The sequence below is a fragment of the Streptomyces vulcanius genome (genome assembly GCF_042653945.1).
Lineage (GTDB): Bacteria > Actinomycetota > Actinomycetes > Streptomycetales > Streptomycetaceae > Streptomyces > Streptomyces mangrovi.
This window is the reverse complement of sequence record NZ_JBHSFK010000028.1, coordinates 85,001-104,540: the sequence shown is the minus strand read 5'-3', so window position 1 is coordinate 104,540 and position 19,540 is coordinate 85,001. Positions and strand designations below refer to the sequence as shown.

General features: G+C 72.7%; 20 protein-coding genes. 10 read left to right on the top strand and 10 right to left on the bottom strand.

Annotated features, from left to right (window positions below; genetic code table 11):
* Positions 1-68: 68 nt before the first annotated feature.
* The 3 genes from ACFPIH_RS35530 to ACFPIH_RS35520 form a co-directional block, all read right to left on the bottom strand.
* Complete coding sequence (locus ACFPIH_RS35530) at positions 69-695, bottom strand: YigZ family protein (RefSeq protein WP_381181593.1); 627 nt, start codon at positions 693-695, stop codon at positions 69-71.
* Between the two features lie 76 nt (positions 696-771).
* On the bottom strand, positions 772-1,308 hold the full coding sequence (locus tag ACFPIH_RS35525) for a SixA phosphatase family protein (RefSeq protein WP_381181595.1): 537 nt from the start codon (positions 1,306-1,308) through the stop codon (positions 772-774).
* 61 nt (positions 1,309-1,369) lie between these two features.
* Positions 1,370-2,095, bottom strand: a complete 726-nt coding sequence (locus ACFPIH_RS35520) for a hypothetical protein (protein ID WP_381181597.1) — start codon at positions 2,093-2,095, stop codon at positions 1,370-1,372.
* A gap of 113 nt (positions 2,096-2,208) precedes the next feature.
* Between ACFPIH_RS35520 and ACFPIH_RS35515 the strand changes: the two genes are divergently transcribed.
* The 3 genes from ACFPIH_RS35515 to ACFPIH_RS35505 all read left to right on the top strand — a co-directional run bounded on the left by ACFPIH_RS35515 (position 2,209) and on the right by ACFPIH_RS35505 (position 5,707).
* On the top strand, positions 2,209-2,616 hold the full coding sequence (locus ACFPIH_RS35515) for a CoA-binding protein (RefSeq protein WP_381181599.1): 408 nt from the start codon (positions 2,209-2,211) through the stop codon (positions 2,614-2,616).
* 183 nt (positions 2,617-2,799) lie between these two features.
* Positions 2,800-4,440 (top strand): APC family permease, encoded by a 1,641-nt coding sequence (locus tag ACFPIH_RS35510; protein WP_381181601.1) that lies wholly within the window; start codon positions 2,800-2,802, stop codon positions 4,438-4,440.
* A gap of 55 nt (positions 4,441-4,495) precedes the next feature.
* Positions 4,496-5,707, top strand: coding sequence for a 4-hydroxybenzoate 3-monooxygenase (locus ACFPIH_RS35505; protein WP_381181603.1), 1,212 nt, complete (start codon positions 4,496-4,498; stop codon positions 5,705-5,707).
* A 34-nt stretch (positions 5,708-5,741) separates the two neighbouring features.
* Here the strand turns inward: ACFPIH_RS35505 and ACFPIH_RS35500 are convergent, their stop codons facing one another.
* On the bottom strand, positions 5,742-6,101 hold the full coding sequence (locus ACFPIH_RS35500; RefSeq protein WP_381181605.1) for an ArsR/SmtB family transcription factor: 360 nt from the start codon (positions 6,099-6,101) through the stop codon (positions 5,742-5,744).
* Between the two features lie 62 nt (positions 6,102-6,163).
* On the opposite strand from ACFPIH_RS35500, the gene ACFPIH_RS35495 reads away from it, so the two are divergent.
* Entirely contained in the window at positions 6,164-7,237 is a 1,074-nt protein-coding gene (locus ACFPIH_RS35495) for a cation diffusion facilitator family transporter (protein ID WP_381181607.1), read from the top strand.
* Between the two features lie 936 nt (positions 7,238-8,173).
* Here ACFPIH_RS35495 and ACFPIH_RS35490 read toward each other — a convergent pair.
* Positions 8,174-8,728 carry a YbaK/EbsC family protein gene (locus tag ACFPIH_RS35490; protein ID WP_381181609.1) on the bottom strand — a complete coding sequence of 185 codons (555 nt, stop codon included), beginning with the start codon at positions 8,726-8,728 and terminating at the stop codon, positions 8,174-8,176.
* Positions 8,729-8,757: 29 nt separating this feature from the next.
* Complete coding sequence (locus ACFPIH_RS35485) at positions 8,758-9,330, bottom strand: helix-turn-helix domain-containing protein (RefSeq protein WP_381181611.1); 573 nt, start codon at positions 9,328-9,330, stop codon at positions 8,758-8,760.
* Between the two features lie 134 nt (positions 9,331-9,464).
* On the opposite strand from ACFPIH_RS35485, the gene ACFPIH_RS35480 reads away from it, so the two are divergent.
* Positions 9,465-10,322: an EamA family transporter gene (locus ACFPIH_RS35480; protein ID WP_381181613.1), complete on the top strand. Its 858-nt coding sequence runs from the start codon at positions 9,465-9,467 to the stop codon at positions 10,320-10,322.
* Between the two features lie 218 nt (positions 10,323-10,540).
* Here the strand turns inward: ACFPIH_RS35480 and ACFPIH_RS35475 are convergent, their stop codons facing one another.
* Positions 10,541-11,305, bottom strand: coding sequence for an acyltransferase (locus ACFPIH_RS35475; RefSeq protein WP_381181615.1), 765 nt, complete (start codon positions 11,303-11,305; stop codon positions 10,541-10,543).
* A gap of 109 nt (positions 11,306-11,414) precedes the next feature.
* On the opposite strand from ACFPIH_RS35475, the gene ACFPIH_RS35470 reads away from it, so the two are divergent.
* Positions 11,415-11,942, top strand: a complete 528-nt coding sequence (locus ACFPIH_RS35470; RefSeq protein WP_381181617.1) for a gamma carbonic anhydrase family protein — start codon at positions 11,415-11,417, stop codon at positions 11,940-11,942.
* A 5-nt stretch (positions 11,943-11,947) separates the two neighbouring features.
* Here ACFPIH_RS35470 and ACFPIH_RS35465 read toward each other — a convergent pair whose 3' ends face one another.
* Positions 11,948-12,601: a DedA family protein gene (locus ACFPIH_RS35465; protein ID WP_381181619.1), complete on the bottom strand. Its 654-nt coding sequence runs from the start codon at positions 12,599-12,601 to the stop codon at positions 11,948-11,950.
* A 190-nt stretch (positions 12,602-12,791) separates the two neighbouring features.
* Between ACFPIH_RS35465 and ACFPIH_RS35460 the strand changes: the two genes are divergently transcribed.
* Positions 12,792-13,214: a hypothetical protein gene (locus tag ACFPIH_RS35460; RefSeq protein ID WP_381181621.1), complete on the top strand. Its 423-nt coding sequence runs from the start codon at positions 12,792-12,794 to the stop codon at positions 13,212-13,214.
* A 12-nt stretch (positions 13,215-13,226) separates the two neighbouring features.
* On the opposite strand, the gene ACFPIH_RS35455 is transcribed toward ACFPIH_RS35460, so the two are convergent.
* The gene (locus ACFPIH_RS35455) at positions 13,227-15,164 is read right to left on the bottom strand and encodes an RICIN domain-containing protein (RefSeq protein ID WP_381181622.1); all 1,938 of its coding nucleotides are present in this window, start codon (positions 15,162-15,164) and stop codon (positions 13,227-13,229) included.
* 389 nt (positions 15,165-15,553) lie between these two features.
* Here ACFPIH_RS35455 and galU point away from each other — a divergent pair, with 389 nt between their 5' ends.
* Positions 15,554-16,504, top strand: a complete 951-nt coding sequence (gene galU / locus ACFPIH_RS35450; protein WP_381181624.1) for a UTP--glucose-1-phosphate uridylyltransferase GalU — start codon at positions 15,554-15,556, stop codon at positions 16,502-16,504.
* A 49-nt stretch (positions 16,505-16,553) separates the two neighbouring features.
* Here galU and ACFPIH_RS35445 read toward each other — a convergent pair whose 3' ends face one another.
* Positions 16,554-16,991 (bottom strand): DUF4442 domain-containing protein, encoded by a 438-nt coding sequence (locus ACFPIH_RS35445; RefSeq protein ID WP_381181781.1) that lies wholly within the window; start codon positions 16,989-16,991, stop codon positions 16,554-16,556.
* Positions 16,992-17,125: 134 nt separating this feature from the next.
* Between ACFPIH_RS35445 and ACFPIH_RS35440 the strand changes: the two genes are divergently transcribed.
* Complete coding sequence (locus ACFPIH_RS35440) at positions 17,126-18,139, top strand: DUF8017 domain-containing protein (RefSeq protein WP_381181626.1); 1,014 nt, start codon at positions 17,126-17,128, stop codon at positions 18,137-18,139.
* A 66-nt stretch (positions 18,140-18,205) separates the two neighbouring features.
* Positions 18,206-19,522, top strand: a complete 1,317-nt coding sequence (locus tag ACFPIH_RS35435) for an MFS transporter (RefSeq protein ID WP_381181628.1) — start codon at positions 18,206-18,208, stop codon at positions 19,520-19,522.
* Positions 19,523-19,540: the final 18 nt, after the last annotated feature.

Genomic DNA, 19,540 nt, shown 5'->3' with positions numbered 1-19,540 from the left:
GTTACTCCCGTATCGCACCGTCACGTCCCGCGACCCAAAGCCGTGTTACGGACAAAGCACCCGCCGGCTCAGGCGTCTCCGTACGCCTCGCCGCCGGGTTCGAAGGCCGCCGTACCCGCCGTCGTGTCCGCGAGCCACGCGCGGAAGGCGGGTACGTCGGCGTCGGGGAGGGCGATGTCGAGGGTGACGGCCTCGGCGTAGCGGACGTCGCGGACCTCCCGGCCGGTCGCGCGCAGGTCGTTCTGGAGTCGGCCGGCGCGCTGGTGGTCGACGGTCACCGTGCCGAGGCGGAAGCGGCGGCGGGCGCGGGTGCCGACCGTGTCGAGGGCCTCGCCGACCGCGCCGCCGTAGGCCCGGATCAGGCCGCCCGCGCCGAGTTTGACGCCGCCGTAGTAGCGGGTGACGACGGCGACGACGTACCGCATCTCGCGGCGCAGCAGCATCTGGAGCATCGGGACGCCCGCGGTGCCGCCGGGTTCGCCGTCGTCGCTCGCCTTCTGGACGGAGGCGTCGGCGCCGATGACGTAGGCCCAGCAGTTGTGGGTGGCGTCGGCGTGCTCCTTGCGGACGGAGGCGATGAAGTCCTGGGCCTCCCGCTCGGTGGCCGCCGGGGCGAGGGCGCACCGGAAGCGGGAGCGGTTGACCTCGGTCTCGTGCACGCCCGCGTGGGCGACCGTGCGGTACTCGTCCTGCATCCGGTCAGCCTAAGCGGTGGTGCGCGGGCCTGACTGCCGGAGGCGCTGAGCGAGCAGACCGCACGTGGGCCGAGGCTCAGCCCTTCTCGCCGCGGGGCACGATCATCCCGGTCAGCAGCGCGGCTCCCGGGACGAGGGACCGCCAGGTGGCCCCGTGCCAGGCCAGCACCGCTATCGCCGACGTCGGGAACTTCAGCCGCACCTCGTCCAGGGTGTCGTCGAGCGCGTCCCCGGCCAGTTCCAGGACCAGCTCCTCCAGGCCGGGGTTGTGGCCGACGAGCAGCAGCGTCCCGACCTCGGGGGGTGTCTCCCGTACGACGTCCAGCAGTTCGGGTACGTCGGCGGCGTACAGGCGCGGGTCGTAGCGGACCGGGGGCGGGGTGCCCCAGCGGGCCGAGGCCAGCGCCCAGGTACGGCGGGCGCGGACGGCCGTGGAGCACAGGGCGAGGTCGGGCAGACAGTCGGCCTCGCTCAGCGCGTCCCCGGCGGCGGGCGCGTCCCGGCGGCCCCGGACCGCCAGGGGCCGCTCGTGGTCCGGAACGCCCTCGGGGTAGGCGGACTTGGCGTGCCGCAGCACGACGAGCCGCCGCAAGGGGGCGCCGTTGACGCTCATTCCTGGCCTCCGGGGAGGACGGGGGTGTGGGGGCGGCGAGGGGAGCGGCCGGACGCCGCGCTCATGCCGGGGCTCCCAGGTCGCGGGTGAGTTCCAGGCCGAGGAGGCGGTCGGCGTAGGCGTAGGTCTCGAAGCGGGCGCCGTCGGGCAGGGCGGGACCGGCGTCCTCCACCCATCGCAGCACGCGCAGCATTTCGGGTACGTCCAGATCGTCCTCCCAGGCGGTGCGCAGCCGTCCGCGGACCTCGTCCGGGACGGGCCGCGAGGGCCGCCGCGCCCAGTCGGCGACGGCCCTACGCCAGCGTACGAGAGTCTCGTGGGCCTCGCTCAGCAGCGCCGCGTCGAGCCGCACCGGTTCGGTGCGGGGGCGGGCGAGCAGCGCGAGGCGCAGGGCGGTGAGATCGGCGGGCACCTTCCCGGCCACGGGCGCCACGGTGAGCCGCGCCGCGTCGAGGGGGGCGTGCTCCGCCGGGCGGTCCAGGCCCACCACGTGCAGGACCTGCGCCTCCCCCAGCCCGGCGGCGAGGTCCTGGCCGTCCTCGAAGGGATGGATGCCGAGCGCGGCGGCGCCCGCCCGCAGCTCCGCCTGGTCGTGTTCGCCGGTCAGCAGGGGCCAAACGGGCGTGCCGCCGAGTTCCAGCGCCCGTACGAGCAGGTCGGCGACGAGGAGGATCCTGAGGGTGTCGGAGCCGTACCCGGAGGCATGTGCCTCGACCCGGGTCAGACCGCGGCGGACGGGGGCGGCGACGACTCTGTCGCCGGTTCGGGCGTCGATGATGCGCAGCACGTGACGAGCCTATGGGGGCCGGGGTGGCTTCGCAGGCGGGGGGCGGAATCAGACCGGTCCTGCCGCTGTTGTCGAGCAGACCAGTGCTTGTATCGATCCCAGGGAGGCCGAGCGTGTACGGCGACTCAGCAACGGTCCGCAAGATCCTCACCGAACTCGGCGACACCTGGGCGGTCGTGGGCCTGTCGACGAATCGGCGGCGGGCCGCGTACGGCGTTGCCGAGGTTCTCCAGCGCTTCGGCAAGCGCGTCGTGCCCGTGCACCCGAAGGCGGAGACGGTCCACGGGGAGGTGGGGTACCCCTCGCTGGACGCGATCCCCTTCGAGGTCGACGTCGTCGACGTGTTCGTCAACAGCGACCTCGCCGGGGCCGTCGCCGACGAAGCCGCCGCCCTGGGAGCGAAGGCCGTCTGGTTCCAGCTCGGCGTGATCGACGAAGCCGCGTACGACCGCACCCGGGCCGCCGGCCTGGACATGGTCATGGACCGCTGCCCGGCGATCGAGATCCCTCGACTGGGCTGAATCAGCCGGGCGGAATTCCGCTATTTCCGCTGTCGGCCACGAAACGCCCTCGAATTACCCCCGCCGCGGTCAAGAATGCCCTCTCCGCCTTCTTTCTCGCGGCCTTCCATTTCTAATCTGAGGTATCCGGAAGATGACGCGCTCGCCCGTCGGGTAAGTCCTTCGTGAGAGGCCCATGAAGAAATGGTAAGCGTCGACAGAATAAGCGAAGTGACGAAGGGTCCGGACGCGGGAGGGCTGCGCCGGGACGTCGGACTGATCGGGCTGATGTGGGCTTCGGTCGGATCCATCATCGGGTCGGGATGGCTGTACGGCGCCCAGAAGGCGGTCGTGACGGCCGGGCCGGCGGCGGTCGTGTCCTGGGTCATCGGGGCCGTCGCGATCGTGCTGCTCGCCCTGGTGCACGCGGAACTCGGCGGCATGTTCCCGGTCGCGGGCGGCACGGCACGCTATCCGCACTACGCGTTCGGCGGACTGGCGGGCATGTCCTTCGGCTGGTTCGCCTGGCTGCAGGCGGCGACCGTCGCGCCGATCGAGGTCGAGGCGATGATCGGGTACGCCGGGCACTGGAGCTGGGCGCGGGGGTTCCAGCACACCGACGGCACGCTCACCGCGAGCGGCCTCGTGGTCGCCGTATTGCTGATGGCCGTCTTCGTGGCGGTGAATTTCCTAGGGGTGCGGGTGCTCGCGCACACCAACAGCGCCGCGACCTGGTGGAAGATCGGGGTGCCGCTGTTCGCCATCTTCGTCATCGCGGCCGGCAACTTCCATCCGGGCAACTTCACTTCGGAAGGGTTCGCGCCGTTCGGCGCCAAGGGCGTGCTGAGCGCGATCAGTTCGTCCGGCATCATCTTCGCGCTGCTGGGCTTCGAGCAGGCGATCCAGCTGGCCGGCGAGAGCAGGAACCCCAAGCGGGACCTGCCCCGGGCGACCCTCGGCTCGGTCGCGATCGGCGCCGTCATCTACGTCCTGCTCCAGGTGGTGTTCATCGCCGCGCTCCCGCACAGCACGTTCGCGCACGGCTGGGCCCATCTGCACTACACGGGCATCAGCGGCCCCTGGGCGGGCCTGGCCACCCTGGTGGGCCTGGGCTGGCTGGCCCTGATCCTCTATCTGGACGCGGTGATCTCCCCCGGCGGCACCGGACTCATCTACACGACCGCGACCTCCCGGGTCTCCTTCGGTCTGGCCGGGAACGGCTACGCGCCCAAGGTGTTCGCCCGCACCGACCGGCGGGGCGTGCCGTGGTTCGGGCTGATCGTGTCGTTCGTGACCGGCGTGGTGTGCTTCCTGCCGTTCCCCAGCTGGCAGGAGCTGGTCGGCTTCATCACCTCGGCGAGCGTGCTGATGTACGCGGGCGCCCCGCTGGCGTACGGCGTGTTCGCCGACCGGCTGCCGGGGCGTGAGCGCCCCTACCGGCTGCCCGCCGGCAAGGTGATCGCGCCGCTGTCGTTCGTGGTGGCCAACCTCATCGTCTACTGGGCCGGCTGGGACACCCTGTGGCGGCTGGGCGTGGCCATCGTCATCGGCTATGTGCTGCTCGGCGGTTACGCCTGGTACGCCGTCCGGTCCGGGCTGCCCGACGCGCCCCGGCTGGACTGGCGGGCCGCACGCTGGCTGCCGGTGTATCTGCTGGGCCTCGGCGTGATCTCCTGGCAGGGCGGGTTCGGCGGCCAGGGGCATCTGGGCCTGTGGTGGGACATGCTGGTCATCACCGTGTTCTCGCTGGTGATCTACTACTGGGCGCTGGCTACGGCGTCCCGCCCGGAGGAGATCGAGCGGAGCATCGAGGAGGTCGCGGTGGTGGACGCCCCGGCCCACTGACCGGAGGACGTCTCGGCCCACTGACCGGAGCCTGACAAACACCCATAATGTCCGGGTGACCACCAAACCCCCTTCCCCTCACCGCACTCCGGTCGTCATCGTCGGCGCGGGTCCCGCGGGCCTCACCGTCGGGAACATCCTGCGGGCCGCGTCCGTCGACTGTGTCGTCCTGGAGACGGAGAGCCGTGCGTCCATCGAGCAGCGGCCCCGGGCCGGTGTCATCGAGGAGTGGGCCGTCCAGGGCCTGCGGCAACGCGGCCTGGCCGAGAACCTGTTGGCGCGGGCCCAGCGCCACACGGCCTGCGAGTTCCGCTTCGGCGGCGAGCAGTACCGCTTCTCCTACGGTGATCTGACAGGACGTCACCACTGGGTCTACCCACAGCCGTTGCTGGTGACGGACCTGGTCCGCGAGTACGTCGACGTTCGCGGCGGGGACGCCCGGTTCTCGGTGCGCGACGTCGAGCTGCACGAACTGAACACCGGGTACCCCTCCGTGTCGTACGTCTGCCCCGAGACCGGTGAACGACGGTTGCTGTCCTGCGACTTCGTGGTCGGGGCCGACGGGGCGCGCGGGGTCAGCCGGGCCGCGCCACCGCCGGAGCACGCCAGGATCGCCCGGCACGACTACGGCATCGGCTGGCTGGCGCTGCTCGCCGAGGCGCCGCCGTCCTCCGACTGTGTGCTGTTCGGCGTCCATCCCAACGGGTTCGCCGGGCACATGGCCCGCAGTCCCGAGGTCACCCGCTACTACCTCCAGTGCCCACCCGGCGACGACCCCGAGAACTGGTCCGACGACCGGGTCTGGAGCGAGCTGCACGAGCGCCTGGCGGGCGGCTCGGGCGCCACGGCGCTCACCGAGGGGCCGCTGATCGAGAAGCGCGTCCTGGACATGCACGACTACGTGGTCGAGCCGATGACGTACGGGCGGCTGTTCCTGGCCGGTGACGCGGCCCATCTCGTCGCCCCGATCGCCGCGAAGGGCATGAACCTCGCGCTGCACGACGCGTTCCTGCTCGGCGACGCGCTGGTGGCCTACCTCGACGGCGAGGACGGCAGCGGTCTGGACGGCTACTCGGAGGCGTGTCTGCGGCGGGTGTGGGACTACCAGGAGTTCTCGCAGTGGCTGTCGGAGGTCTACCACGGGACGGCCGCCGGGGACCCGTTCCGGGCGGGGACGACGTTCGCCCGGCTGCGCCGCCTGTTCACCTCGCCGACCGCCGCCGCGGCCTTCGCGGAGCAGTACCTAGGGACAGCCGAGCACTACTGAGACCCCTGTCTCACTCGTGGGCCCAGTCGTGGGCTCAGTCGTGCGGCGGCTGGTCGCCGAGCCGGTGGTCGGCCACGTTCAGCGCCTCGTCCACCAGGCGGCGCAGATGGCCGTCGGAGAGGGAGTAGATCACCCGGCGGCCCTCCTTCCGGGTGTTGACCAGGCCGGCCAGCCGCAGCCGCGCCAGATGCTGGCTGACCGCGGGCCGGGCCGCTCCGCACACCTCCGTCAACGTCGTCACATCGGCTTCGCCCGAGGTCAGGGCGTGCAGCAGGGTGAGCCGGGTGCGGTCGCCGAGCAGGGCGAGCAGCTCGGCGGCGAGCGCGAACTGCTCCTCGCCGGGGGTGCGCGGATGCGCATGGTGCGCAGGTGACAGGTGCATGCGTGCGCTCATACGCACATAATGGCTCCGTGGGCGGACACGCGTCCACCCCCGGCGCACCGGAAGGGACCGACGTGAGCGAGCAGCACGAGCACGGCCATCATCACGACCACGGTCGCGAACACCCGCATCCCCACCCGCATCCCCGTCCCCATCCGGCCGAGGGTCCGCGCCACCGCCTCTCCCATCTCCTCACCCCGCACTCCCACGAGACCGCGGACAAGGTCGACCCGGCCCTGGAGTCCTCGGCCCGGGGCATGCGCGCGCTGTGGGTGTCGCTGGCGGTGCTGGGGGTGACGGCGGTCGCGCAGGCGGTCGTGGTGGTGCTGTCCGGGTCGGTGGCGCTGCTCGGCGACACGGTGCACAACGCGGCGGACGCGCTGACCGCCGTACCGCTCGGCATCGCCTTCGTGCTGGGGCGGCGGGCGGCCACGCGCCGCTTCACCTACGGCTACGGCCGGGCGGAGGACCTCGCCGGTCTGGCGATCGTGCTGACCATCGCCGCGTCGGCGGCGTTCGCCGGGTGGACGGCGGTCGAGCGGCTGCTGAACCCCCGGCCGGTCGACCATGTCGGCGCCGTCGCGGTGGCCGCGCTGGTCGGCTTCGCGGGCAACGAGTGGGTGGCCCGGTACCGCATCCGGGTCGGCCGGTCGATCGGCTCGGCAGCGCTGGTGGCGGACGGCCTCCACGCCCGGACCGACGGCTTCACCTCCCTGGCGGTGCTGCTGGGCGCGGGCGGCTCGGCCCTCGGCTGGCAACTCGCCGACCCGGTGGTGGGGTTGGCGATCACCGCGGCGATCGCGCTGGTGCTGCGGGACGCGGCGCGCGAGGTGTTCCGGCGGGTCCTCGACGCCGTCGACCCGGCTCTGGTCGACCGGGCCGAGCAGGCGCTGCGGGAGGTCGAAGGGGTGCGCGGCGTGGGCGAGTTGCGGCTGCGCTGGATCGGGCACCGGCTGCGGGCCGAGGTCGCGGTCGTCGTGGACGGCGAGGTGACGGTACGTCAGGCCCACGCGATCGCCGTCGACGCGGAACACGCGCTGCTGCACACGGTCCCGAGACTCGCCGCCGCCCTGGTCCACGCGGACCCGACCCCGACCCCGGCCGAACCGGACCCCCACCTACCCCTCGCCCACCACGCGACAGCCTGATCGGCCGGGCCGGCTGCCCGGGGGGCGGCGCCTGCCCCGGGGGCGACTGCCGGGGGCAGTGCTGGCACCCGCCCGGGCCGAGGACCGCCGTCCGCCAGGGCCAGGGCCGGCGTCCACACAGGGCAGGGCTGGCATGCGCACGCGTCGACGGCTGGCATCCGCCCGGGCCAGGGCTGGCACCCCGGGTCGAGGCCGGCACCCGCCCGGGGGCGGGGCGCCGTCGTAGGGCCCGGGCGCCGCTGTAGGGGGCGGTGAGCCACCGCAGGGTCGGTGAGCTGCCACCTGCGGCGGCCAGCCGGCATCCGCCACGGTCGGCCGCCTCCGGGGTCAATGGAGCGCCTCCGCCGGGCCACAGGCCGTCTCCGCCACGGCAACCGGCCCTCCCCTCCGGGGCAATAACTCCATCCTCGTCGGCGCGGTGGGCCCCCGCCGGGTCGGCGCGCCGCCCCCGCCAAGGGCCCTGGGCTGTCCCTGCCAGGGCAGCGCGCCGCCCCGCCAAGGCAACAAGCCACCCCGCCAGGCCAGTAGGCCAACCCCACCAAGGCCCTGGGCCGCCCCCACCGGGGCAGTGGCGCCACCCCCGCCAAGGCCCCGGGCTGTCCCTGCCAGGGCAGCGCGCACCCCCGCCAAGGCGACAAGCCGCCGCACCGGGCCAGTAGGCCAACGCCGGAAAGGCCCTGGCCACCCCCACCCGGGCAACAAGCCGCCCCGCCGGGCCGCCAGGACACAGCCACCAGGACCATGGACTGCCCCTGCCGGCAACGCGCCTCCCCACCAGCGCAGTTGGTCGGCGCCGCCAGGACCGTGCGCCACCTCCGCCTGGGCAACCGGCAGGTGCCGCCCGCACAGTTGGCCTGCGCCGTCAGGAAAGTGGGCCGGGGCGGCAGGGGTGTGGGGCGGGCTCGCTGCTGCGTAGGGGATCTGCGGTGTCCGGGGTCAGATGCCCAGGCCCTCCAGTACCGTCGCGCCCGGGAGTTCGGTGAACGCCTTGCCGGGGACGAGTAGTTTGCCGCGGCGGCGGCCGCTGCCCACCAGGACGTAGGGGAGGTCGACGACGGCCGGGTCGACCAGGACCGGCCAGGTGGCGGGGAGTCCGATCGGGGTGATGCCGCCGTACTCCATGCCGGTCTCCCCCACCGCCGTGTCCTTCGAGGCGAACGACGCCTTGCGGGCGCCCAGTTGGCGGCGGACGACACCGTTGACGTCGACCCGGGTGGTGGAGAGGACGAGACACGCGGCGAGGGTGGTCTCCCCGCCGCGCTTGCCGGCGACCACGACACAGTTCGCCGACCGCTCCAGCAGCTCCTGCCCGTAGTGCTCGACGAAGACCGCGGTGTCGGCCCACCTCGGGTCGGTGTCGACGTACACGATCTGCCCGGCGGGGACGCTGCCGCTCCAGTGGCGTACGGCGTCGGCGACCGGGCCGGTCAGCTCGTCGAGGGCGTCGGGGGCGGGTACGGCGTGGTCGAAGTGTCCGATGGGTGCGTCCATGACCGCACGCTAACAGCGGGCGCGCGGCCTCACTGCACCGGCGGCACGGAGACCGCCATCACCATCTCCATCGGCACGTCGCCCCGATTGCCGTACACATGCGTGGTGTTGGCCTCGAAGGAGGCGCTCGCGCCGGCCGGGACACGGTGGTCCTCGCCGTCCACGGTGAGGGTCAGTTCGCCCGTGGTGACATGGACCAGTTCGACGGTGCCCCCGGGGTGGGGCTCGGAGGTGCTGCTCTCGCCCGGCATGAGCCGCCAGTCCCACATCTCCAGCGGTCCGGGCGCCTCGGTACCCGCGAGGAGCCGGTTGTAGCTGCCAGCCTCGGTGTGCCACAGCCGTACGGCCCGCTCGGCGGGTACGACCCGCACCTTCGGACCCTGCTCGTAGTCCAGCAGCGTGGTGATGCTGATGCCGAGCGCGTCGCCGATCTTGACGACCGTGCCGAGGCTGGGGTTGGTGCGGGCCTGCTCGATCTGGATGAGCATGCCCCGACTGACGCCGGCCCGGGCGGCGAGCACGTCCAGGGTGAAGCCGCGCACCGCGCGCCAGTGCTTGACGTTGCGCCCCAGGGACTGGGTCAGCAGGTCGAGGTCCGACACATTCCGTCCACTTCAGGAGGTCCGGCCACTTCCGGAGTCCAATATTCTGAATGACAGGGTTCAACGTTTTGCACTACGGTGTGTTGCACCCGGCTGCACCCGATCGTGCACCGCACTGTACTGCGAGGGATCCCGTGACAGCACTCTTCGCCCTGGCCACCAGCCTCCTGTGGGGGCTGGCCGACTTCGGCGGCGGGCTTCTGACGCGTCGCGCTCCGGCGCTGACGGTGGTCGTGGTCTCGCAGTCGATCGCGGCGGCGGTGCTCGGCGCGATCGTGCTCGCCACGGGTGCCTGGAGCGCGGCGGGTCCCCGTCTCTGGTTCGCTGTCGCCGCCGGGCTGGTGGGCCCCGTCGCCCTGCTCTGCTTCTACCAGGCGCTCGCGCTCGGCCCGATGGGCGTGGTCTCCCCGCTGGCCACGCTCGGCGTCGCCGTCCCGGTCGGCGTCGGCCTGTTTCTCGGCGAGCGCCCCGGGCCGACGCAGATCGCGGGCATCGCGGTCGCGGTCGCCGGAGTCGTCCTGGCCGGCGGTCCGCAGTTGCGGGGCGCGCCGGTGCAGCGGCGGACCATTCTGCTCGCACTGGTCTCCGCGCTCGGCTTCGGCACGGTGTTCGCCCTGGTCACCGAGGCCTCCACGACCGTCACCGGCCTGTTCCTCGCCCTGTTCGTCCAGCGGGTGACCAATGTGGCGGTGGGCGGTGCCGCGCTGTACGCCGCCGTCCGACGCGGCACCCCCGCTCTTCCGCCGGGCGGCCTGCCGCCGGCCGCGCTGCCGGCGTACGGCTTCGTCGGGCTCGCGGACGTCGCCGCCAACGGCACCTACGCGGTCGCCGCCCAGCACGGCCCGGTCACCGTGGCCGCCGTGCTCGCCTCGCTCTACCCGGTGGTGACCGCGCTGGCCGCCCGCGGCTTCCTGCGGGAACGGCTGCTCACGGTCCAGGCGGCGGGCGCGGGCCTGGCACTGGCCGGCACCCTGCTGCTGGCAACGGGCTGACCCCCACCGAGTCCCTCGCCTCCACCGCCGGCCCGGCCCTGGTGCAGCCCCGAACCCTCATCGCGCCCTCGTACAGCCCGGCCTCCCGTGCGGCCGCCAGCGCAGGCGGCCTCGTCCAACCCGGACCGGGACTCGCACGGCGGCCCCTTGTTCAGTCGCCCGGTCAGCCCTCGGTCCCACCCCGACTCAGGCCGGCCCGGACCCCGTTCAGCCCCCGCTCAGCGCTCGGGCTCCAAGCGGGCAAGTCGCGCCGCCGTCTCCTCGTCCAGCCCCGACAGGGCGACCAGTTGGTCCGAGGTGACCCCGTCGGGTATCGGCACCGGCGCCGGGGTGCGCAGCGGTGGCTGCCAGCCGTCGGACGGGGTCCAACGTCGTACGACCCTGGCGGGCGCGCCGGCGACGACGGCGTGGTCGGGCACGGTCCCGCGCACCACCGCCCCCGCCGCGACCACGACGTTCCGCCCGATCCGCGCGCCCGGCAGGACCACCGCGCCGGTGCCCACCCAGCACCCGGGGCCGATCTCCACCGGCTCCATCCGCGGCCACTGCTTGCCGATGGGCTCGTGCGGGTCGTCGTAGGAGTGGTTGGTGGACGTCACATAGACGTACGGCCCGAAGTAGCAGTCGCTGCCGATGGTGACCGTCGTGTCGGCGATGACATGGCTGCCGCGGCCCAGGACGACCCCGTCGCCGATGCGCAGGATCGGGTCCGGGCCCAGGTCGAGGTCGGGCATCAGACCCGCCGTCAGTGTGACCTGCTCGCCGACGATGCAGTGGGAGCCGAGGTGGATCCAGGGTTCGCCGAAGACCGTGCCGAGCGGGAAGGCGAGACGCGTGGACGGGCCGATCGAGCCGAAGCGCAGCCGGCCGGGGTGCTCGGCGGTGACGGAGCCGACGCGCTGCGCCCAGGACCAGCCCGCGTGGACGACGCGCTGCGCGAGGCGGCCCCGCCAGGATGAGAACGTGTTCTTGCGCTTCGGCACCCGCTCACCGTACTCAGCACGCCCCGCCGCATGGGGGCGGAGCCCTGTGATCTTCGCCCCACCGGGGTGGCGTACGGTGCCCGGGGACTACCGACACGAGGAGACGGTGATGACACAGAAGGCGCTGATCGTGGGCATCGGCGGCAGGGAGCCCAAGGTCGACGAGGAGGCGTTCGTGGCGCCGACCGCCTCGGTGATCGGGGACGTCACCCTGGAGGCGGGGGCGAGTGTCTGGTACGGCGCGGTGGTGCGCGGTGACGTCGAGCGGATCACCGTCCGGCGCGACGCCAACATCCAGGACAACGTGACGCTGCACGCCGACCCCGGGTTTCCCGTGACCATCGGCGAGCGGGTGTCGGTCGGTCACAACGCCGTGGTGCACGGGGCGACCGTCGGGGACGACTGCCTGATCGGAATGGGCGCGACCGTACTCAACGGCGCGGTGATCGGCGAGGGTTCACTGGTCGCCGCGCAGGCACTGGTGCCGCAGGGGATGGAGGTGCCGCCCGGGTCACTGGTGGCGGGGGTGCCGGCGAAGGTGAAGCGGGAGCTGACGGAGGAGGAGCGACAGGGGGTCACGCTCAACGGCACGCTGTACGCGGACCTGGCGAAGGCCCACGGTGAGATCCACGCATAGCGGAACTACTCGGCGGCCCCCACGGTCTCCGCTTCGGCCTCCGCTTCGGCCTCCTTCGCGGCGCGGCTCGCCTTGCGCTTGACGATCAGGAACGACGCCACACCGATCAGCGCCGCCACCACGAGCCCCAGGTACGAGAACCTCTTCAGCCAGGACTCGGCGACGACACCGACGTAGTAAATGACGGCCGTCGTCCCGCCCGCCCAGATGATGCCGCCCAGGACGTTGGCGATGAGGAACTTCCAGTAGGGCATGTGCAGTACGCCCGCGAGCGGCCCCGCGAAGATGCGGAGCAGGGCGATGAAACGGCCGAAGAAGACGGCCCACATGCCCCACTTCTCGAACGACCGCTCGGCCGTCGCGATGTGCCCCTCGCCGAAGTGCCGGGGGAACTTCCGGCCGAGCCAGGCCAGCAGGGGACGGCCGCCCTTGCGGCCGATCGCGTAGCCGATGGAGTCTCCGATCACCGCGCCGGCGGAGGCGACCGCGCCGAGGACGACCGGGTTGACTCCGCCGTGCTGGGAGGAGAGGAGCGCGGCCGAGACCAGGATGATCTCGCCGGGCAGCGGGATGCCGAGGCTCTCCAGGCCGATGACCAGGCCCACCACGGCGTAGACGGCGGCCGGGGGCACTGTGTCGAGCCACTCCTGCACGTGCACCGGCGGTTCCTCCCCTTTGACAATCCTTGACGTGGTGAGCCTACCGGTTCGAACGCCGCCGCCCAGGACCCGTGGTGGAGCGGGCTACACCACAGGTCCGGGGGTGCGGCCCCTCGTGACGGCGGCCCGGCCACGTGATCGTGGTGGAAGAGGAAAACGCCGTTCCAGCAGCCCCCGGGAGGGACCCCAGATGACCGTGAACCGGACCGTGAACCGCCGGCGCCGACGCCGTACCGCCGTCCTCGCATCCGCCGCGGCAGCCGTCGCACTGACCACCGGTCTGCTCACCGGCTGCGAGTGGGACGACTCGATCGACTGTCTGTCGAACGCCGACGACATCACGGACAGCATCACGGCGATCCACAAGGCCGGCGCGGACGCGATCGAGGACCCGACGAGGACGCAGGACTCGATCGACACCATCGAGAAGAACCTGGACAAGATCCACGACAAGTCGGACGGCAACGACGACGAGAACAAGGTCGACAAGGCCGTGAACAAGCTCAACCAGGCGATCGAGGACTACAACCAGGACATCCTCAACGGCGACACACCGGACTCGAGCAAGATCGACAAGGCGGCCGCGGATCTGAGGGACGTCTGCACCTCGTAGCCGGGGCCGCGCTCAGCCGCCGAGCGTCGACACCACCTTCCCCAGAACACCGCCTACGACACCCTCGACGACCTCCGCCGGCGCCAGGGGCGGGGCGGCGGGCGCGGCCGGATCGGAGTCCGGCTCGGGGGTGTCGCAGCAGCCGACCTGGGCGACCCGCGGCTCGAACTCCGGTCCGGGCGCCTCGGATTGGGAGGCGTCGGGGGCGGGCCGGTCCGGCGCCGGGAGGGAGTCGCGGTGGGGCGGCGGGGCCTCGCCGTGGGACGGCGGCGGGGCGCTGCGCGACGGCGGCGGCGGCTCCACGGGGGCGGGCCGCCCGGGATCCCGGGAGTTCTTCGCGTCATCCGTGTCGAACAGCCAGCGCTGCTCCTCGGATCCGTCCCGCTTCACGACGACGGCCTTCGTGCGCGCCTTGCCGGTGCCGGGGGCGACGACCTGGCCGCCGTCCCGGCGCAGCAGGAGTTCGCCGCGGACGGTCAGGTCGAAGAACGCCTCGCCGGGGTGCGCCACGCACCCGGCCAGCAGGGCCGTCCTGCGGACGGGGTCGGCGGTCAGGCAGAGGGTGGGATCGGCGGCGCTGCGCAGCAGCCCGTCCTCCTGGTACGACCACTGCTGCGACGCGTCCGAGGAACAGACCGCGAGGACGGCCGCCGCACCGGACTCGGCCCTGCCGCCGGCCGCGTCGAGGCAGCGTCCCGTCCCGGTGCTGCGCAGTCTGCCCTCGGCGACGGCCGCGGGGCCGGTGGCCGAGGAGACGCCGGAGGGCGCGGAGCCGGCGTCCCCCGGTACACGCCTGCCCGCTCCGCCCTCCCCCAGTGTGTGGCCCGGGTCGCCCGCCGCGTCGGCGCCGGAGGTGCTGGCTCCGCCGGCGGGGGCGCCCCAGGTGGCCGCGGGGGCGGGGACGCTGTTGTCGTCGGTCCAGCCCTTGGCGACGAGGACGGTCCCGAGCAGTGCGAGAGAGGTCAGGCCGACGCCGACGAGTACGGCCTTCGGGCGTCTGCCCGGCAGGTCGAGCAGACCGGCCGCGGTGGTGCGGTGACGGCCCGCCGGACGGGCCGGATCCGGCCGGTCGGCGCGGCCGGAACGGCCCGGGCGGCCCGCCTGGCGGTCGCCGGCGAGGGCGCGTCCGGGGCGCGAGTCGAGGTAGCGGCGGGCGCCCCAGCCGAGCACGGTCTCGGCGAGCAGTACGTCCAATGCGCCGTCGAAATAGCTGAGTTGCTCGGCGGAGTGACGGCAGAAGCGGCAGTGCGCGAGATGCTGCCGGACATCGGGCAGCAGGGTTCCGCCGCGGCGCAGCGGAACGTCGAGGAGGCGGTTGTAGAACCGGCATTCGGGGCTCGGCGCGAGTTCTCGGTGGGCGCGTACACAGCCCGCCCGGAATTGCTCCCGGGCCTGTTCCAGTCCGGCTGTCGCGGTCATGCCATCCACGCCCAGCAGACCGGCCGGTACGGATATGTGTTCCGCCTCGACCTCGGTGTGCCACAAGAGGCATTGGGAGGCGCCCGGAAGGAACTGGAAAGCACGCTCGGCGAGTTGACGTCTTTCGGAGGTGCCGGACCGCGCCGCGCGCAGTCCGCGACCGCCGACGGTTTTGCCCAGCTCAGGCAGGATGGCGGAAAGCCCTTCGGCCCCGGCCCATTCCCGGACCGTGTTCCGCACGGCGACGAGCAGCCGGGGGCGCAGCGCGCCGCCGGTGTGTCCGTCGGCGATCCGCCCGAGCACCTGATGGAACGCGGCGGCGGCCACGAGCCGCGCCGAGTCGTCGGTGCCGACCAGACAGACGGCCGCGTAGTCCTGCGTGGCACGCCAGTGCCGGGCGAGCAGGAGGGCGACCGCGCGGCCGCTCGCGTCGCCCTCGGCGAGCCTGGCCGCGAGATGCGGGTCGGAATCTCCGGGTGACCATCCGGGGCGTGGCGGGTAGGGCGGTCGTGGGGGATTGGGGGATTGCACGGAACCAATTCCTTCCAAGCCGGCGAGGCATGCGAATAGCGCGCCCACCGGAAAGCAGGTGCCTGATTGGTGCGTACCTTCAGGCTGACCAGGCACGTTGGCCGGATCCAGCCCTTGCGTAAGGGGAGGCTCACCCTCGCACACCGGTCTCACAGGAAACAAGGAGTTCGAGTGAATGAAGTTCAAAATGAGACCACTTCAGATAAGTTACCGACGGTATCCGCACCCGCATTCGAAATTACCCGGACGGCATGACTCAACTTGTGAGCGTGCAAAGCCGGTTGGCACACGAAACCTTCAACTTCCGGAACCGGCGCCGATACCGGCGACAGGGCTCCACAGAAAGCTCAAATGCGGCTCCCGGGGTTCTCCCATCCGCGTCGGCCACCATGATCCGTATGAACGCCCCCCACTCAGCGCCCACGGTTCGCAAGGCGGTCGTCCCGGCCGCCGGTCTCGGCACCCGCTTCCTGCCCGCGACGAAGGCGACCCCGAAGGAGATGCTCCCGGTCGTCGACAAGCCCGCCATCCAGTACGTCGTCGAGGAGGCCGCCGCGGCCGGTCTGGACGACGTACTGATGGTGACCGGCCGTCACAAGCGGGCCATCGAGGACCACTTCGACCACGCCTTCGAACTGGAGCAGGCGCTCGCGGCCAAGGGCGACACCGTGCGCCTGGACGCCGTGCGCGACCCGGCGCGGCTCGCCGACATCCACCACATCCGGCAGGGCGACCCGCTCGGCCTCGGCCACGCGGTGCTCTGCGCCCGCCAGCACGTGGGCGACCAGCCGTTCGCCGTCCTCCTCGGCGACGACCTCATCGACCCGCGCGAGACCCTGCTGAGCCGGATGCTGGAGGTCCGCGAGCGGTACGCGGGCAGCGTGGTCGCCCTGATGGAGGTCCCCGCCGAGCAGGTCCACCTCTACGGCTGCGCGGCCGTCGAACTCTCCGGAGCAGACGGTGAGGACGACGTCGTACGGGTCACGGGCCTGGTCGAGAAGCCCTCGCGCGAGGACGCGCCCAGCCGGTACGCCGTCATCGGCCGCTATGTCCTCGACCCGGCCGTCTTCGGCGTCCTGGAACGCACCGCCCCCGGCCGCGGCGGCGAGATCCAGCTCACCGACGCACTGCAGCACCTCGCGTCCGCCGGCACGGTCCACGGCGTGCTCTTCTCGGGCCGCCGCTACGACACCGGCGACAAGGCCGACTACCTGCGCACGGTCGTCCGCCTCGCCTGCGACCGCCCCGACCTGGGCCCGGAGTTCGTGACCTGGCTGAAGGAGTTCGTGGCGGGCCTGGCGGACGGGGCGGGCGAGGAGGAGCGGCAAGTGGCCGCCTGACGGCGGAGGGGTCCGGCATACACCGGACCCCTGAACATCCCGCCGACGCTCAGCTGTTGGGGCGCAGGGTCCATACAACGGTCATCTCGCCGGTGACGGCCCCGTCGGCGCGGCGGATCTCGACGCTCACCGGGAACTCGGGGCGCTCCCCCGCGTCGAGCTGGGCGACGACCTCGGCGGCCGGACGGCCCAGGGTCGCGGTGGCGGTGACGGCGCCCATCGCGAGCTTCTTGTAGACGATCTCGGCACCGACCGCGAGCGGTACGGCGCGCGAGAGCTGGTCCCCGAACGCGGCCAGGACGATCGCGCCGCTCGCGGACTCGCCGAGCGTGAACATCGCGCCGGCGTGCGGCCCGCCGACGTGGTTGTGGAACTCGCCCTGGTCGGGCAGGGCGACCACGGCCCGGTCCCGGCCCGTCTCGAGGAACTCCAGGTTCAGGGTCCGGGCCATGGGGACGGTAGCGGCGAGCATCTCGCCGATGGACATCTGGTCTGCGCTCATGGCCGCGATGTTACCCACGAGTAGTCTGTGCTGACCAGGGCTGCGCAGACCGGGCCGGTACGGACCTGGCGAGGGGCGGTGACCGAAACGTGCCCCGGACGGCACTAGGGTTTCTGGCCATGTGGCCAGGACAGCAGCCGCCCGGGGGAGAGCAGAACCCGCAGGCGCAGAACAATCCGTACCAGCAGCCGGGATACCAGCAGCCGAATCCCTATCAGCAGCCCACCGGCCCCTACCCGCAACAGCAGCCGCAGTGGGGGCCGCCGGGACCCGTCGGCGCGCCGCAGCCGCAGCCCGGGGGCGGCGGCGGGGGCGGGGGCAACCGGACGAAGGTGGTCGCGATCGTCGCGGCCGGCGCCGTCGTGGTGGCCGCCGGTGTCACCGGGTTCCTGGTGCTGGGCGGCGGCGATGACGACCCGTCCGACGTGAGCAAGGGCAGCGCGAGCCCTTCGGTCTCCGCCTCGGCGTCGCCCTCCTCGTCGGCCGGCACCGACGACAACCCGCGCGACGACCAGGAGGAGGCAGCGACCGTCGCCGGCTGGAAAGTCGTCGTGAACCCCAAGTGGGGCATCGCCTTCGACGTCCCCGGGAACTGGGAGGTCGAGAAGCCGGGCGTCTCCAAGGGCTTCGAGTGGGAGGACAAGAAGGAGCCCAGCGGGTACGGCTCGATCCTGATGGGGGGCACGGCCGCGTACCAGTCCGAGTGGTGCGGCACGGACAGCGACAAGGACGGCAAGACCGACTACACCCCGCTGGCCATGGTCGGCAGCAAGGGCGCCGAAGGGGCCAAGAACACCGACGAGATCGCGGTCAACACCCCCGTGTGGTGGGTGTTCGGCGGCTACACCGAGCCGGACAAGAAGAGCCTCACCTTCGACGAGAAGGCCACCGCCTTCACGACCGCCTCGGGGATCAAGGGCAGCTACGCCTGGGCCCAGTCGACGAACACTCCCCAGAAGGGCAAGTGCGACAGCGACGGCAAGGCGATCACCTTCGGCTTCAAGAACTCCAAGGGCGACTATGTGTCGTGGAACCTGTACGGGGCCAAGGGCGTGAAGGAAGAGGTCCCGAAGGCGACGATCATGCAGATCCTGAGCACCGTACGGCTGCACGGCGAGCCGACGGCCAACTGAGCGGACCGCTCGTTTCTCGCCGGTTGTCGTCTTGCCACGGCGGGCGGCGGCGGGGACAGTCGGCCGATGGCCCCCTCCGCCGAGCCCGCCCGCCGTCCGCACAGGCCCGACTGGGCGGGCCGCAACTACAGCCTGCTCACCGGCGCCGCGTTCGTGACGAGCCTCGGCAGCAACGGGGCGCTGATCGCCGCCGCGTTCGCCGTCCTGGAGTCCGGCGGCGACGGCGGTGACGTGGGTCTGGTGGCCGCGGCCCGGACGGTGCCGCTGGTGCTGTTCCTGCTGATCGGCGGCGCGGTCGCGGACCGGCTGCCCCGGCACCGGGTGATGGTCGCGGCCAACGCCCTCAACTGCCTCTCGCAGGGCGCCTTCGGAGCCCTGGTCCTGCTCGGCGAGCCGCAGCTGTGGCAGATGATGCTGCTGACCGCGCTCGGCGGCACCGGCCAGGCGTTCTTCTCCCCCGCGGCCGAGGGCATGCTGCTCTCCTCCGTGCACGGGGAACAGGCCGGGCGGGCGTTCGCGGTGTTCCGGATGGCGATGCAGGGCGCGGGTCTGGGCGGCGCGGCTCTCGGCGGTGCGATGGTGGCCGTCGCCGGGCCCGGCTGGGTCCTCGTGGCGGACGCCGTCGCGTTCGCGGTCGCCGGCTCGCTGCGCTCGTTCCTCGACGTCGGCGGTGTTCCGCGGCGCGGTCCCGGCGGCGGGGTGCTGGCCGACCTGCGCGAGGGCTGGCACGAGTTCAGCAGCCGCCCCTGGCTGTGGAGCATCGTCGTCCAGTTCTCCGTCGCGAACGCCGTGGTGGCCGCCGCCGACGCGGTCTACGGCCCGCTCGTCGCCCGGGACCACCTGGGCGGGGCGGGCCCCTGGGGCATCGCCCTGGGCTTCTTCGGCGCGGGTACGGTGTTCGGCGCGCTCCTCATGACCCGCTGGAAACCGCGCCGGCTGCTCCTCGCGGGCACCCTGTGCGTCTTCCCGCTGGCCCTGCCGGCCGCCGCGCTCGCCGTACCGGTGCCCGTCGGCATGCTGAGCGCGGCGATGTTCACGACGGGCGTCACGCTGGAGGTGTTCGGCGTGTCCTGGATGACCGCCCTGCACCAGGAGATCCCCGAGGACAAGCTCTCCCGGGTCGCCGCCTACGACTGGTTCGGCTCGGTCGCCATGGTCCCGGTCGCCACCGCGCTGGCAGGGCCGGCCGAGTCCGCGTTCGGCCGTACGGCCTCCCTGTGGGGCTGCGCGGTGCTGGTGCTCGTGGTGACGGCGGCGGTCCAGTGCGTACCGGACGTACGGAAGCTGACGCGCCGTACGAAGCCGGTGGCGGGGCGGGGCGCGGTCGGCCGGGAGCAGCCGCCCGCCCGGCCGAACGGCAGGACACCGACGGCACCGTGCTAGGACGGCGGGCTGCCGAGC

Excerpts from the sequence above, each read along its gene's own strand:
- ACFPIH_RS35530 (WP_381181593.1), bottom strand. The coding sequence starts at position 695 with ATGCAGGACGAGTACCGCACGGTCGCCCACGCGGGCGTGCACGAGACC.
- ACFPIH_RS35525 (WP_381181595.1), bottom strand. The coding sequence starts at position 1,308 with ATGAGCGTCAACGGCGCCCCCTTGCGGCGGCTCGTCGTGCTGCGGCAC.
- ACFPIH_RS35510 (WP_381181601.1), top strand. The coding sequence starts at position 2,800 with ATGGTAAGCGTCGACAGAATAAGCGAAGTGACGAAGGGTCCGGACGCG.
- ACFPIH_RS35500 (WP_381181605.1), bottom strand. The coding sequence starts at position 6,101 with ATGAGCGCACGCATGCACCTGTCACCTGCGCACCATGCGCATCCGCGC.
- ACFPIH_RS35490 (WP_381181609.1), bottom strand. The coding sequence starts at position 8,728 with ATGGACGCACCCATCGGACACTTCGACCACGCCGTACCCGCCCCCGAC.
- ACFPIH_RS35470 (WP_381181617.1), top strand. The coding sequence starts at position 11,415 with ATGACACAGAAGGCGCTGATCGTGGGCATCGGCGGCAGGGAGCCCAAG.
- ACFPIH_RS35460 (WP_381181621.1), top strand. The coding sequence starts at position 12,792 with ATGACCGTGAACCGGACCGTGAACCGCCGGCGCCGACGCCGTACCGCC.
- galU (WP_381181624.1), top strand. The coding sequence starts at position 15,554 with ATGATCCGTATGAACGCCCCCCACTCAGCGCCCACGGTTCGCAAGGCG.
- ACFPIH_RS35445 (WP_381181781.1), bottom strand. The coding sequence starts at position 16,991 with ATGTCCATCGGCGAGATGCTCGCCGCTACCGTCCCCATGGCCCGGACC.
- ACFPIH_RS35440 (WP_381181626.1), top strand. The coding sequence starts at position 17,126 with ATGTGGCCAGGACAGCAGCCGCCCGGGGGAGAGCAGAACCCGCAGGCG.
- ACFPIH_RS35435 (WP_381181628.1), top strand. The coding sequence starts at position 18,206 with ATGGCCCCCTCCGCCGAGCCCGCCCGCCGTCCGCACAGGCCCGACTGG.